The following is a 12813-nucleotide window of genomic DNA, read 5'->3' as shown; positions in this document are numbered from 1 at the left end:
TACAGTTCGTTCCAGCGCTTAAAACCCTTCCAGCACGATCTTGCCCTTGGCTTTGTTGCTTTCCAGCAGAGCATGGGCGCGTTTCAGGTTGGCCGCGTCGATCTTGCCGAAGCGCTCAGCCAGCGTGGTCTTGATGGTGCCGGCGTCGACCAGTTTGGCTACTTGATTCAATAAATCATGCTGTTTTTGCATATCGTCGGTCTGGAACAGCGAGCGGGTGAACATCAATTCCCAGTGCAGCGACACGCTCTTGCCCTTGAATTTGCGCACGTCGATCAGCTCCGGGTCGTCGATCAGGCCGAATTTTCCCTGCGGTGCGATCAGTTCGACGATCTGGTCGAAGTGGCTGTCGGTCTGGTTCAGGCTGATCACGTAATTCACCGGCGGCAAGCCGGTCCGTTTGATTTCGTCCGCCAGCGGCTTGGTGTGGTCGATCACGTGGTGCGCGCCCAGTTGCTGGACCCATGCCGCCGTATCCGGCCGCGATGCGGTGCCGATCACGGTCAGGCCGGTTAACTGGCGCGCCAGTTGCACCAGTATTGAGCCGACGCCGCCGGCCGCACCGATCACCAGCAGTGATTTGCCGGTAGCGCTGGTGTCGCGGCTCACTTCTAGGCGCTCGAACAATAATTCCCAAGCGGTAATGGCGGTCAATGGCAGCGCGGCGGCCGCCGCGAAATCCAGCGAGGCGGGCATGTGGCCGGTGATGCGCTCATCGACCAGGTGCCATTCGCTATTGGTGCCGGCGCGGGCGATCGAACCGGCATACCAGACCTTGTCGCCGACCTGGAACAGCGTCACGTCCGGGCCGACGGCCTTGACGACGCCGCTGGCGTCCCAGCCCAGCACTTGCACCTCGCCTTCGGCCGGATTACGGTTCTTGCGGATCTTGGTGTCGACCGGATTGACCGACACGGCTCTGACTTCGACCAGCAAGTCATGGCCTGCGGCGACCGGAACCGGTAATTCGATGTCGATCAGCGAGTCGGCCTGTGCGATTGGCAGGGATTTACGATAGGCAATTGCTTTCATAGTGCTTGCTCCTGGCTGGTCAGAGATATGATCGGCGTATGATGATTTCTTTTGTTATAAAGAAAAAGACGCCGTACACGGAAACACTTTCAAAGGAATCAAGAAAATTGCTGCGACTCGATGATTTACTGGTGTTTGTGCGAACCGCCGACCGCGGCAGCCTGTCGGCGGCCGCGCGCGAACTCGACATTTCTCCGGCACTGGCGAGTGCCGGGCTGAAGCGGCTGGAAGGGGAGCTGGGTTTGCGCCTGTTCGCCCGCACCACCCGCTCGCTGCGGCTGACTGAAGAGGGGGAGCATTATCTGATCCATGCGCGCGAAGCGTTGCGGCTGCTGAAGGAGGGACATGACGCCTTGATTCAGGGAAAGGACAGTTTCGCCGGCACCTTGAAAATATCGGTGCCCTCGGATTTTGGGCGCAACTTGCTGCTGGCCTGGCTGGACAAGTTTCAATTGCAGTACCCCAAGATTGCTTACCAGATCAATGTCAGCGACCGGATTGCCGATATGTACCGCCAGCCGGTCGATATGGCGATCCGCTATGGCAAGCAGGAAGATTCCAGCATGATCGCGATGCCGCTGGCGCCGGACAACCAGCGCGTGCTGGTGGCGTCGCCCGGCTATATTGCGCAATATGGCCGCTTGACGGTACTGGAAGACTTGCTGCATCACAACTGCCTGCGCTTTGCACTGGAAGACGGCATGCATGACCGCTGGACTTTTTATCGCCCGGCCAGTGCCGGCGCCGATGAACCGGTCAGCCTGACCGTCAGCGGCAACCGCAGCGCCGACGATGCCGACCTGGTGCGGCGCTGGGCGGTGGCGGGGCTGGGCATCGCCTATAAATCGCGACTGGACGTGTCGGACGATTTGCGCAGTGGCCGCTTGCAGGTATTGTTGCCGGAAGTCGCGGGCGAAGCGGCGCCGCTGCACCTGGTGTGTTTGCACCGGGCGCAAGTGACGCCGACGGTCATTCATTTACGCGACTTTTTGCGGGCCGAATGCGCGGCGATGGCATAGTTTTGCTTACAACTCGTTGCAATTAAGACGTGGTGTCCGGTCATCCGCGGAGCAGGCTGGCGCATTCTGTCTTGATACTCATCAGTGCCATACAATGTGAAGCCCAAGCAAGAGGACTGATTCATGACACATTCCGCCATGCCCCGCATCCGCCTGGTATCCGCCTGCCTGGCCGCCGTCATCCTGGCCGCTTGCGCCGCCAATAGTCGACAAGCCACGCTGGCGCCTGCCATCCCCGCCACCGTGGTGCCGGCCGGCAGCGGCACGGTGGCCTTGCTGGAACGTGTCAGCTGGGGTGTCGATGCCGCATCGGTGCAACAACTGGCAACCCAAGGTCGCGAACGCTATCTGGCCAGTCAATTGCACCCGGGGCCGCAGCGCTTGCCGCCGGCGGTGCGGGCGCAAATCGATGCGATGACGATCAGCCAGCGTCCGCTGGACCAACTGGTGATCGAGATCGAGCAAAACCGCAAGGATGTGAAGGGCATGCTCAGCGACGATGACAAGAAAGCCGCGCAGCAAGCTTATCAGCAGGAAATGAACCGCCTCGCGAAAGAGGCGGCGACCCGCTCGCTATTGCTGGATTTGTACTCGCCGAACCAGTTGCAGCAGCAAATGACATGGTTCTGGATGAATCATTTCAGCGTGCATCAAGGCAAGCAAAACTTGCGCGCGATGGTCGGCGATTATGAAATGAATGCGATCGCACCGCATGCGCTGGGCAAGTTCCGCGATTTGCTGAGCGCCACGGTGCACCATCCGGCGATGCTGCGTTACCTCGACAATGAAGCCAACGCCAATAAACACATCAATGAAAATTACGCCCGCGAATTGATGGAATTGCATACGCTGGGTATCAACGGCGGCTACAGCCAGCGCGACGTGCAGGAACTGGCGCGCATCTTGACCGGCCTCGGCGTCAATCTGGGCACTGAAACACCGAAAGTGCCAGACAAATTGCAGTCGCAATATGTGCGCAAGGGCTTGTTTGAATTCAACCCGAAGCGCCATGATTATGGCGACAAGCAATTTCTCGGGCAAACGGTCAGGGGACGCGGCCTGGCCGAAGTGGATGAAGCGATCGACCGCCTCAGCCGCAGTCCGGCCACCGCGCATTTCATCAGCCACAAGCTGGCGGTGTATTTTGTCGCCGACGAACCGGATAGTGCGCTGGTCGAGCGGATGGCGCACACCTTCCAGAGTAGCGACGGCGATATCGCCGCCACCATGCAGACCTTGCTGGACAGTCCGGAATTCGAGCAATCGCTGAGCCGTAAGTTCAAGGACCCGCTGCATTATGTGGTATCGGCGGTGCGCCTGGCGTATGACGGCAAGCCTGTCCTGAACGCCGCGCCGATGCTGAGCTGGCTGGCGCGCATGGGCCAGCCGCTGTACGGGCGGCAAACGCCGGACGGTTATCCCTTGACCGAAAGCGCGTGGGCCAGTCCGGGACAAATGACGACCCGTTTCGATATCGCCAAGACGATCGCTTCCGGCAATGCCGGCCTGTTCAAGAGCGAAGGCCTGTTGCCGCAAGAGCGCGCCGCATTCCCGCAACTGGCCAGCGCCTTGTATTACCAGTCGCTGCAAAAGACGCTGAGCCCGGCCACCTTGCAGGCGCTGGAGCAGGCCGCGTCGCCGCAGGAATGGAATACCTTTTTGCTGTCTTCCCCAGAAATGATGCACCGCTAATCCCGAGGAATGCCATGAATCGTCGCGACCTGTTAAAAGCGCTGGCCGCCATGCCGCTGGCTGCGCATGCCGGCAACTTGATGGCGGCGCCTGCCACCAAAACCAAGCTGCTGCTTGTGTTCTTGCGCGGCGGCTACGACGCGAACAATTTTCTGGTGCCGGTGGCCAGCCAGTTTTATTACGAGGCGCGGCCGAATATCGCCGTGCCGCGGCCCGGCGGCGATGTCAATGCGGCGCTGGCCCTGAATGCCGACTGGGGCTTGCATCCAGCCTTGCGCGACACCATCTATCCGCTCTACAACAGCGGCCAGGCGGCCTTTATTCCGTTTGCCGGCACCACCGATTTGACGCGCAGTCACTTTGAAACCCAGGACAGCATCGAACTGGGGCAAGACATCGATCGCCGCCGCGATTACCGTTCCGGTTTCCTGAACCGGCTGGCGTTGACCCTGAACGCGAATGGCGCGATCGCCTTTACCGACCAGTTGCCGCTGATCTTGCAGGGCGACCTGCAAGTGCCGAATATGGCGCTGCGCTCGGTCGGCAAGCCGGGGCTGGATCAACGCCAGAGCAAGATCATCAGCGCGATGTACCACGGCACCGGCCTGGAAAAACAGGTCAACGAAGGTTTTGTCGTGCGCGACGACGTGACCCGCGAGTTGAGCGGCGAAATGGCGGCGGCCAACCGCAACGCCATCAGCGCCAAAGGGTTTGAAGGGGAGGCGCGGCGTATCGCCAAGCTGATGAAGGACAAGTACAACATCGGCTTTGTCGATGTCGGCGGCTGGGATACCCATGTGGGACAGGGCGGGGCCAGCGGCTACCTGGCCGGCCGGTTTGAGGAACTGGGACGCGGCTTGGCGGGATTTTCGCAAGAAATGGGCGACGACTGGCGCGATACCATCGTCGTCGTGGTCAGCGAATTCGGCCGCACCTTCCGCGAAAACGGCAACCGGGGCACCGATCACGGCCATGGCAGCGTGTACTGGGTGCTGGGCGGCGGCATCCATGGCAAGCAAATCGCCGGTGAACAAATCCGCGTCGAACAGCCGACGCTGTTCCAGAACCGCGATTTCCCGGTACTCAATGAATACCGGGCCGTGCTGGGCGGATTGTTTAGCCGCGCATTCGGTTTGAATGCGGCGCAACTGGAGCAGGTGTTCGCCGGCGTGAAGCCGCAGGATATAGGGCTGGTGTAGCCGGGCTGGTGTAGCCGGGCTGGCGTGGCCGGTGTCGCGCCGCAGGCCAAATAATAGGGCGATGATACGGCACGCTGTAGAATCCCGTCATTGATATTTGCGGAGTAAGCACAATGACTGATATGCAGCGCGATTTGTTGAGCGCCGGTTTTTCGCTGACCCTGATTGCGTTGACGGCTTTTGTCATGCAGCGGTTTTTCTTGCCGCTGGTGTGGGCCGGTATTTTATGCGTCGCGACCTGGCCGCTGTATCGCCGCATGCGTGTTGCGATGGGTAATCGTGCTATCCTCGCGGCCCTGTTGCTGACCCTCGTATGTGCTTGCGTGTTTGTGATCCCGGTGTTGATGGGCGTGGCGCAAGCGGCGCGCCAGGCGCCGGAAATGGCGAACTTTGTCGTCAATGCCAATCTGGACGGCATACCGGTGCCGGACTTTATCCAGAATATCCCTTTTTTCAGCGACTCGATCCGCGACTGGTGGCTGGCCACCCTGAGCCAGCCGCACGGCTTGGCGCATTTATTTTCCGGCAGCGGCGTCGGCGCGTTTCATTCGGCGCGCGACATGCTCAAAATTCTCGGCACCGATGTATTCCACCGCCTGGTCGACTTTGGCCTGGCGTTTTTGTGCCTGTTCTTCTTTTACAAGGATGGCGCCGCGCTGACGCGCCAGATCGACGCCATCGGCAGCCATTGCTTCAGCCCGCAGCGCTGGTCGCGCTACGCGCAAAAAGTGCCGACCGCGATACGCGCCACCGTCAATGGCCTGGTGCTGGTCGGCCTGGCTGAAGGCGTGCTGATCGGCATCGCCTACGGCGTGGCCGGCTTGCCCTCGCCAGCGCTGTGGGCGTTCGGCACCGGCATCCTCGCCATCATCCCATTCGGCGCGCCGCTGGCGTTTCTCGGCGCCGCCGCCGTGCTGGTATTCAAGGGCAACATGGCGGGCGCCATCGGCGTGGCGATATGGGGTACGGTGGTGCTGTTTATCGCTGATCATTTTGTGCGGCCCGGCATGATCGGCAATGCGACGCGGCTGCCGTTTTTGGCAGTCTTGTTCGGCATCCTGGGCGGCGTCGAAACGCTGGGCCTGGTCGGGCTGTTCATCGGCCCGGTCGTAATGGTGCTGTTTGTTACCTTGTGGTACGAGGCGAAGCTGTTCGAAGACGGCACACCTGCCAGCCCGGCTGCGCCGGACGCATGAAGTTGTGAGGAGGCGGTCGGCCTGTATTACCAGGTTCGACTGCGACTTCCGCGCCCGCCGCCGCCGGGCATTAATGCGCCTTCGACAGTATCAACAGCCAGCGGCGCATCAGCAGCACTTCAACGTAGCCAGGCTCGATGCCGGTGCCACACTCGATCAGAGGATTGACAGCATAGTAGCGTTTGCGGAAATCGCGGCAAACCAGCATTTCACGTTTGCCCATGCGAACCAGGAAAGAGTTGGGAGCGTACTCCAAACCAAACCGGGAACCGAAACCGTTATTCAATGTTGTCATGACAATTCCTTTGAGGGAGATGTGTTGAACGAGACATCAGGATAGCATAGGTACTGTATAAAAACACAGTCACTGTATGAATAAACAGGATTTTTTGTTTTTGTGGTTTTTTGATCCAACGAGAGGGAATGCGGCTTGCAAGGGAATAAAGAGTTGAAAACAGTACAAAAAATCCGGCGTTTTGTCGAGGCGCGCCTGTCGCCGGAAGGCGAGCTGGGCTTGCATTTGACGGCAGGCATCGTGGTGTTGCTAGTGGCGGCGTGGATCTTTGCCGAACTCGCCGAGGCGGTGATGGGCGCGCAGCAAATCACCGTGCTCGACCAGCAGGTGGCGCAGTGGTTCAATCGCCACGCGGTCGGCTGGCTGACGCCGGCGCTGGTGGTGGTGACGCATTTGCACAGCGTGATCGGCATCGTTGTGCTATGCGCCTCGCTGGCGCTGTATTTTTACGTGAAGCAAGCGCGCTACTGGCTGCTGACGCTGCTGGTGGCTATGCCGGGCGGCATGCTTTTGAATGTACTGTTAAAGTACACCTTCGTCAGGGCGCGGCCGGTGTTCGACGAACCGCTCATTCATTTGACGCTCAGTTCGTACAGCTTTCCCAGCGGCCATACCGCGACCGCGACCATCTTGTACGGCATTATCGGCGCCTACCTGATGTGCCGGACCAGCCAATGGAGCATGCGCAGCGCGATTGCCGTCGGTACGGTACTGATGGTGGTGCTGGTCGCTTTCAGCCGCGTTTACCTGGGTGCGCATTATTTGAGCGATGTATTGGCGGCGATGGTGGAAAGCAGCGGCTGGCTGGCAGTCTGCATCACGGCCAGTTCCACGCTGCGCCGGCGCCGCGAGAGCCGAGGGCTTCGATAAACCCTTGATACGATCAACCCTTGTTTGAATGCCGGGAGAGCTATCCTGATTGCTGCCGTGGTCATCATCAATGCCGGCGCCGGCGGCGGTTACGCCTCCGGCTGGAGCGCGCAATTGCATGCCAGGTTCAAGGCGGCCGGGCTGGATGCGACGATCGTGCTGGCGCAAAGCGGCGCCGACATGATCGCCGCCGCCGAACAGGCGCTGCGCGACGGTATCGGCCTGGTGGTGGCAGGCGGCGGCGACGGCACCATCAACGCGGTCGCATCCAGGCTGGTCGGCAGTGAGGCGGTGTTCGGCGTATTGCCTTTAGGTACGCTGAATCATTTTGCCAAGGATTTGAAGATTCCCTTGCTGCTCGATGAGGCGATCGCCAACCTGGCCAACGGCGTGCCGCACAAGGTCGATGTGGGCGAGGTCAACGGGCGGATTTTCCTGAACAATTCCAGCCTCGGCCTGTATCCCGACATCGTACGCGACCGCGAAAAGCAGCAGCGCAGACTGGGCCGCGGCAAGTGGCTGGCATTTTGCTGGGCGACCATGGCGGCGCTGCGCCGTTATCCTTTCCTGAATGTGCGCTTGAGCCTGAACGGCGAGCAACATGCGCGGCGCACGCCATTCGTCTTCATCGGCAATAACGAATACCTGATGCAGGGTTTTAATATCGGCGAACGCGCGCGTCTGAATGGCGGCACCTTGAGCCTGTACGTGGCGCAGCGTCCCGGACGGCTGGGGCTGGTGCGGCTGGCCTGGCATGCGTTGCTGGGGCGGCTGGCGCAATTAAAGGATTTCGACGCGCTGACGGCGCGCGAGATGACGATAGAAACCCGCCACAAGCGCTTGCGGGTCGCCACCGACGGCGAAGTGACGGTGATGGCCACGCCATTGTCGTACCGCATCCGGGTGGCGGCGCTGACGGTGCTGGTGCCTGCCGCATAACGTCAGACCAAGGAGGCAAGCATGCGCGTGCTGGTGCATTTATCCGATTTGCATTTCGGCCGGGTCGACCAGGACTTGCTGGCGCCGTTGACGGCGCTGGTCGAACGGCTGGAGCCGGATGTGGTGGTGGTGTCGGGCGACTTGACGCAGCGTGCCCGCGGCCATGAATTCCGCGCCGCGCGGGCCTTCCTGGATCGCTTGCCGGGACCGCAGATCGTGGTGCCGGGCAATCACGATGTGCCGCTCTACAATCTCGCCAGCCGCTTCCTGGCGCCGCTGGTCAAATACCGGCGTTATGTGACGCCGGATTTGACGCCGGAATATGTCGATGATGAAATCGCCGTGCTGGGCATCAATACCGCGCGTTCGCTGACCGTCAAGGATGGCCGCATCAGCCATGAACAGATCGCGCTGTTGCGCAGCCGGCTGGACAGCGTGCCGTCCAGCTTGACGAAAATTATCGTTACCCACCATCCCTTCGATTTGCCGCCGCATTTCGCCAGGCGCGAGCTGGTCGACCGGGCGCCGCTGGCGGTGGACATGTTTGCCGCATGCGGCGTCGATTTGCTATTGGCCGGCCATTTGCACGCTAGCCATGCCGGCAATACGGCGCAACGCTACAAGATAGACGGTTATGCGGCGCTGATGGTGCAAGCCGGTACCGCAACTTCCACGCGCGGACGCGGCGAATCGAATTCCTTCAATGCGCTGCGCATCGAGCCGGATGAAATCACGGTCGAGCGTTATAGGTGGCCGGATGGCGGCAGCGATTTTACGCTGGCCAGCAGTGAAACTTTCCAGCGCAGCGGCGGGGTGTGGAGCAGCAACAGATTATCCTAAGGCAGGATTTACAGCCAGTAATTCATGAAGCGCGCCGCCCATTCCTTGAGGCGGTCGCCGAGCGGGCGCTGGTCCCATTTTTCCTTGGTGATTTGCACCGAATCGCGCAAGTCTTCGCGGAACGCATTTTCCATTTCGCGTCCGAAACTGTCGCCCAGCACCACCACATTCAGCTCGCTATTGTGCAAGAAGCTGCGCATGTCGATATTGGTCGAGCCGACCGTCGACCAGGCGCCATCGATGACGGCGGTCTTGGCGTGCAGCACGGCCAGTTGCAAATGGTAGATCTTGATGCCGCTGGCCAATAACTGCTCGTACAGCGCGTGGCCGGCGTGAAATACCAGGCCGCTGTCGGAGACGCCCGGCAAGATCACCTTGATATCGACGCCGCGCTTGGCGGCGGCGCTCAGCGCATCGACGGTTTGCTGGTCGGGCACAAAATAGGCCGAGGTGATGTGGATGCTTTTTTTCGCTTCCTGGATCGCCAGGATATACGCCTTGTAGATTTCAAAGCCGCCGCCCGGTTCGCTGGCGATCACGCGCACCAGCTTGTCGCCGACTTCCGACAATACCGGGAAATAGTCGGAGTCGGGCAGGTCGGCCGCGTCTTGCCGGGTCCAGGTCTTGATGAACATCCACTGGAAGGCGGCCACGGCCGGGCCTTCGACCTTGACGTGGGTATCGCGCCAGCCGACGTCTTTCTTATCGGTCGGCTTCGACTTGGAGCGAAATAGCGAGCTCTTGGCGTAGGTGTCGCTGATGTTGATGCCGCCGGTAAACGCGATCTTGCCATCGACGATCAACACCTTGCGGTGGTCGCGGTTATTGATTTTCCATTCGTCGCCGCGCAGCTTGGCGGGATTGACGGGATTGAACGCGACTAAATGGATGCCGGCGTTGCGCATGCGGTCGAAGAACGCCTGCGGCACGCCGATGGTGCCGACGCTGTCGTAAATCACGTTGACGGTGATGCCGGCTTGCTGCTTTTCAATCAGCATGTCGGCGAACTTCAAGCCCAGTTCATCCTGGTCGAAGATATAGGTTTCCAGGTTGATATTATTTTGCGCTGCGGCGATCGCCTGGTACATCTGTTCCATGGTTTGCGGACCGTCGAACAGCAGCGTGACTTTATTGCCTTTGATTAGCGGTACGCCGGTGGCGGCTTCTTCCAGCGCGGCCTGGGTTTTCAAGTCCATGCCGGACCTGGCCCAGCGTTTGGCCATCAGCGCGCTGCGACTGTTCACCGCCAGCAAGGCGCCCTTGCCGGTGGTGACGCTGGGCGTGGCCTTGGGCTCCAGGCTGGCGCTCAGGTTCTTGACGTCGGGTAATGATGCACAGGCTGCCAAGATCCAGCCCGTGAGCAGCACTATCAAACCCAACGACAAACAACGCGGCGCGCTTCTGGGTGTCATTTGTGTCCCTTGATCGAGGTCATATCATCTTCCAGCATCGGCGGCGCGGGATTTTTAGAACCGATAAAAAAGTCCAGCGGCGCGTTCAGGAAGCGTTTTCCTAACAGCTTGAGTAATTGCAAACCATGCTTGAAGCGCACCTGGCGCGAGCGCAATGCCACCCACAGGGCCAGGCCAAAACTGACCAGCAGGTTGACGGTGCCGATGCCTAAAAAGCCGGCGATCGATTTCGTTGCCAGTTGCCAACTCATATTGTGATCCAATCCGACCAGGGCTGTCGCAAAGTTTGCAGCAGAGAATGTTACGTGGCGGATATCGATAGGCAAGCCGAGCAAGAAACCCAGTGTGCCTATGCTGCCTAATAAGATACCAAAATAGAAATTGCCCATCAAGCCGCCCAGGTTATTTTCCAGGTACAGGCCGAGGCGTTTCAAGCGTTGCTGGCCGATCACCCAGCCCAGGCCGCGCAATTGGCTGATGCGCTGCGCCCAGCGGGTGTACAGCGCCTGGTTGTCGTAATAACCCGAAATCAGGCCGGACACGAACAGGCAGATACCGGCGATCATCGCATAAAACAGCGCCGGGCTACCGATCGGGTCTATATCGTGCAGCAAGTGCATCGCCTTGTCGGGCGACACCAGATGGTGGCCGCTGACCGCCTTGTAGCCCAGCGCGATCGCATAGGCGGTCGGGATCGCCGTGGCCAGGTTGCCCAGCACCGCGATGACCTGGGTGCGGAATACCTTGTTGATCAGCTCGGCCATGCTGTCGAGGTCGATATTCCTGCCATCGTTGCTATGCAGCCCGGCGGCGATGCGCGACGCGGTCATCGCCGGCTGCTTGGTCGCGACGGTGAAATGCAGCAAGTGGATGAACATGAAGCCGATCGAATAATTCATGCTGAACATGAACGCTTCGACCAGCGGCGCCGAGCGCAGATAGCTCATCAGGATCTTGAACAGCGCCATGAAACCGATCACCAGGCCGGCTCCGGCCGACGATAAAAACATGCCGCCCAGTTGCTTGCGGTCTTCGGCGATATAGTGCTCGCCGGTGCGGCTGGCGTTTTCGGTGACGTTACGGGCCAGCAAGTTGATATTGTCGGCAAACAAGTCGCGCACCGCGTACTTATTGTTGTGCGCTTCGATCAATTCCAGCGCCAGCGCGACAGCGGCGGCCTGCCGCGGGCTGACCGGCGTGTCCGGGGCCAGCGCCGGATCGCCCGGCAATTGCCCGGTGATATCGACCAGGAACAGCAGCTTGCGCAAGCGCTCGATGCTTTGCGACAGCGATACCAGCAAATACGTCAGCGCAATGCTGGTGCCCTGGTACAAGGCTTTCTTGCGGATCTTGACGATCACCGCGTCGCACTGATCCAGCATCACCAGCAAGTGTCTGGCGTCTTCGACGCCGCTATTGTCGCCGATCAGCAAGCGCGCATACCCTTCAAGGTAGGCGTTCACTTCGGTGTTTTGCACCATGAAGGGTGAATGGAAGATTTCGATTTCGGTGTGAAACTTGGTCAGTTCTGGTTCCAGGCCGATCGCGCAAATCCGGTACGACAGCGTGCGGATCGCATCCAGCATGCCGGGCAACATGATATTGCCGCGCTGCACAGGTTCGTCAGGGTCGTCGGCATTGGCCAGCACGTTGCACAAGTCGAGCCAGTCGGCGGCCGGCACGCTGGCGATCCAGAGGTAATCGGTGGTCAGGTACAGCACTTGTCCCAAAGCATCGTTCAGATACTCATCGCCCAGCGCGGGCGGCAAGATGCGGTAGGAAATGCGCCGTTTCAGTTCGGTGAAAAAGCCATCGTTCGACAAGATGCCGACGTCGGTATACAGGCTGTTGTGGCGGCGCGTGCCGAGGATGCGCAACACGTATTCGTGTAATGCGCGCGCGTGTTTCGGATTTCCCTTGAGTAACTGGCACAAGGTGCGGACATTCGCGGTGGCGCTTGCGCCGTCCGATGGACGTTTGGGACGTAATATATTAAACAGGTCGACCAGCAGGTCGATGGTGCTGGTGTTGCTATCAATGCGTTCGAGTATGGCAAGCATGCGGGAAAAACGGACGGGCCGCAGTAAACAAAAACAGTAGTGTACCGCCTGCCGAGACCTTGCCTGTGTGCGTCGCCGAACATGCAAGAGATTAACTGTTGTTTTTCGAGTATGTTTCTATTCGGAAAGTCATTGAGGCAGCGCAAGCAAGCGCTTTTTGTGCATGGGCAACGGCTGGCGATGGTTGTATCGTGATCTTGTGTGGCTATCCGCACAAAAAACTTGCAATAAAGCGCAGATAATATAACTATACGTCTAG

At 59.8% G+C, this 12813-nt stretch carries 11 protein-coding genes; 7 read left to right on the top strand and 4 right to left on the bottom strand.

The window, feature by feature from the left end; all coding sequences use genetic code 11:
* Positions 1-18: 18 nt before the first annotated feature.
* Entirely contained in the window at positions 19-1032 is a 1014-nt protein-coding gene (locus GJA_RS17460) for a zinc-binding alcohol dehydrogenase family protein (RefSeq protein WP_038494668.1), read from the bottom strand.
* A gap of 107 nt (positions 1033-1139) precedes the next feature.
* Between GJA_RS17460 and GJA_RS17455 the strand changes: the two genes are divergently transcribed.
* From GJA_RS17455 to GJA_RS17440, 4 genes are all read left to right on the top strand, one after another.
* Complete coding sequence (locus GJA_RS17455; RefSeq protein WP_038494665.1) at positions 1140-2051, top strand: LysR family transcriptional regulator; 912 nt, start codon at positions 1140-1142, stop codon at positions 2049-2051.
* Between the two features lie 123 nt (positions 2052-2174).
* On the top strand, positions 2175-3743 hold the full coding sequence (locus tag GJA_RS17450; protein WP_242404565.1) for a DUF1800 domain-containing protein: 1569 nt from the start codon (positions 2175-2177) through the stop codon (positions 3741-3743).
* Positions 3744-3757: 14 nt separating this feature from the next.
* Entirely contained in the window at positions 3758-4942 is a 1185-nt protein-coding gene (locus GJA_RS17445) for a DUF1501 domain-containing protein (RefSeq protein ID WP_038494659.1), read from the top strand.
* A 113-nt stretch (positions 4943-5055) separates the two neighbouring features.
* Positions 5056-6138, top strand: coding sequence for an AI-2E family transporter (locus GJA_RS17440; protein ID WP_038494658.1), 1083 nt, complete (start codon positions 5056-5058; stop codon positions 6136-6138).
* Between the two features lie 70 nt (positions 6139-6208).
* Here GJA_RS17440 and GJA_RS17435 read toward each other — a convergent pair whose 3' ends face one another.
* Positions 6209-6433, bottom strand: a complete 225-nt coding sequence (locus GJA_RS17435; protein ID WP_038494655.1) for a hypothetical protein — start codon at positions 6431-6433, stop codon at positions 6209-6211.
* Between the two features lie 153 nt (positions 6434-6586).
* Here GJA_RS17435 and GJA_RS17430 point away from each other — a divergent pair, with 153 nt between their 5' ends.
* Genes GJA_RS17430 through GJA_RS17420 form a run of 3 tightly spaced genes read left to right on the top strand, consistent with a single transcriptional unit; the run spans position 6587 to position 9082 of the window.
* Positions 6587-7303, top strand: coding sequence for a phosphatase PAP2 family protein (locus GJA_RS17430; protein ID WP_038494652.1), 717 nt, complete (start codon positions 6587-6589; stop codon positions 7301-7303).
* A gap of 57 nt (positions 7304-7360) precedes the next feature.
* On the top strand, positions 7361-8242 hold the full coding sequence (locus GJA_RS17425; RefSeq protein WP_339325662.1) for a diacylglycerol/lipid kinase family protein: 882 nt from the start codon (positions 7361-7363) through the stop codon (positions 8240-8242).
* A 21-nt stretch (positions 8243-8263) separates the two neighbouring features.
* Entirely contained in the window at positions 8264-9082 is an 819-nt protein-coding gene (locus GJA_RS17420) for a metallophosphoesterase family protein (RefSeq protein WP_038494647.1), read from the top strand.
* An 8-nt stretch (positions 9083-9090) separates the two neighbouring features.
* Here GJA_RS17420 and cls read toward each other — a convergent pair whose 3' ends face one another.
* Together cls and GJA_RS17410 are read right to left on the bottom strand one after the other, a co-directional pair.
* Complete coding sequence (cls, locus tag GJA_RS17415; protein ID WP_051781039.1) at positions 9091-10494, bottom strand: cardiolipin synthase; 1404 nt, start codon at positions 10492-10494, stop codon at positions 9091-9093.
* Positions 10491-12554: a site-specific recombinase gene (locus GJA_RS17410; RefSeq protein WP_051781037.1), complete on the bottom strand. Its 2064-nt coding sequence runs from the start codon at positions 12552-12554 to the stop codon at positions 10491-10493. The genes cls and GJA_RS17410 overlap by 4 nt, the downstream gene beginning before the upstream one ends.
* Positions 12555-12813 lie beyond the last annotated feature (259 nt).

This window comes from Janthinobacterium agaricidamnosum NBRC 102515 = DSM 9628, assembly GCF_000723165.1.
Classification (GTDB): Bacteria; Pseudomonadota; Gammaproteobacteria; order Burkholderiales; family Burkholderiaceae_D; genus Janthinobacterium; species Janthinobacterium agaricidamnosum.
Note: the sequence above shows the minus strand (reverse complement) of the source record. Positions and strands in the feature narration are given on the sequence as shown.

What these genes read in the sequence shown, in the direction of transcription:
- GJA_RS17440 (WP_038494658.1), top strand. Translation starts at nt 5,056, where the DNA reads ATGACTGATATGCAGCGCGATTTGTTGAGCGCCGGTTTTTCGCTGACC.
- GJA_RS17445 (WP_038494659.1), top strand. Translation starts at nt 3,758, where the DNA reads ATGAATCGTCGCGACCTGTTAAAAGCGCTGGCCGCCATGCCGCTGGCT.
- GJA_RS17435 (WP_038494655.1), bottom strand. Translation starts at nt 6,433, where the DNA reads ATGACAACATTGAATAACGGTTTCGGTTCCCGGTTTGGTTTGGAGTAC.
- GJA_RS17420 (WP_038494647.1), top strand. Translation starts at nt 8,264, where the DNA reads ATGCGCGTGCTGGTGCATTTATCCGATTTGCATTTCGGCCGGGTCGAC.
- cls (WP_051781039.1), bottom strand. Translation starts at nt 10,494, where the DNA reads ATGACACCCAGAAGCGCGCCGCGTTGTTTGTCGTTGGGTTTGATAGTG.
- GJA_RS17450 (WP_242404565.1), top strand. Translation starts at nt 2,175, where the DNA reads ATGACACATTCCGCCATGCCCCGCATCCGCCTGGTATCCGCCTGCCTG.
- GJA_RS17460 (WP_038494668.1), bottom strand. Translation starts at nt 1,032, where the DNA reads ATGAAAGCAATTGCCTATCGTAAATCCCTGCCAATCGCACAGGCCGAC.
- GJA_RS17410 (WP_051781037.1), bottom strand. Translation starts at nt 12,554, where the DNA reads ATGCTTGCCATACTCGAACGCATTGATAGCAACACCAGCACCATCGAC.